2 pseudogenes are annotated in these 1,109 nt (G+C 73.0%); one reads left to right on the forward strand and one right to left on the reverse strand.

The annotated features are described in order from the left end of the window. Nucleotides 1–857 (reverse strand): annotated as a pseudogene (locus IJ15_RS25850) (primosome assembly protein PriA); the annotation flags it as partial. 2 nt (nt 858–859) lie between these two features. On the opposite strand from IJ15_RS25850, the pseudogene IJ15_RS25175 reads away from it, so the two are divergent. Further along, nucleotides 860–1,109, forward strand: a pseudogene (locus IJ15_RS25175) (primosome assembly protein PriA); the annotation flags it as partial.

The raw sequence follows: 1,109 nt of genomic DNA on the forward strand, positions 1-1,109 counted from the left end.
CGGGAAGCCCACCTCGGCACGCTCGGCGAGCTGAGCCTGGGCGTGCCACAACGGATCCCAGCGGACCAGCGCCTGCACGGTCGGGATCCCCGAGTCTGCCACCACCACCACCGCGCCGCCGTCCCGATGCGATCGCACGAGCGCCGACGCGGTCATCCAGCGCCGCAACGTCTCCTCCGCGGCCCGGAGGTCGGCGCGGCCGAGCAGCGCCCAACCGTCGAGCAGAAGAGCCGCACCGTACCCGCCGGGCATCACCGGTTCCGCGCCGACGGTGGAGACGACCAGCTTGGCGCCCGGCTCGATCTCCGACTTCACGTCGGTACCCCCCGACGTGTGCACCGCGACACCGGGAAACGCTCGACCGAGTTCCTCGGCGGTTCGGCCGGCACCCACCACCACCGCCCGCAGCGCCCGCGCCCCACACGCATGGCAGCGATGGTTGGCACCCGCCACTCACGGGCCAGTGCGTGGTCACTGTCGGCGAGGGCCGTGACCTTGGGCGCGTGGGCGCGCACCACGTCACGGGGCGCGACCAGATCGTGCGCCCACCCCGAATCCACCAGAGCCTGGCCCTCCGCGGTACGCGAATGCCCGGCGAGCACCAATGCGCAACCGGTTCCGTGTGCCCGCAGCAACGCGACCTCGCGTGCGTGCGGGTACGGCGAGCGCGGCTCCGCCAGATTGTCGTCACCGTCGTCCCACACGATCATCAGACCGAGTTCCGGTGTCGGGGCGAACACCGACGCGCGGGTGCCGACGACCACACGGGCGGTGCCGCGCAGCGCAGCCAGCCATCGCCGATACCGGGCGGACGGACCCAACCCGGCCGCGAGACCGACCACGTCGTCCTTGCCGATCCCCGCCTGGGGAGGACTGGAGCACCCGGATCGCGGAACTGGCCGGTCTCGTCGCGGCGTCGGATCGAGGCGTGGTGCTGGTGGTGCCCGATCAACGCGACCTCGACCGGGTGCTCGCGGCCTGCGAGTCGGTGATCGGCAAGGACGACGTGGTCGGTCTCGCGGCCGGGTTGGGTCCGTCCGCCCGGTATCGGCGATGGCTGGCTGCGCTGCGCGGCACCGCCCGTGTGGTCGTCGGCACCCGCGCGTCGG

This window comes from Prescottella defluvii (assembly GCF_000738775.1).
Lineage (GTDB): Bacteria > Actinomycetota > Actinomycetes > Mycobacteriales > Mycobacteriaceae > Prescottella > Prescottella defluvii.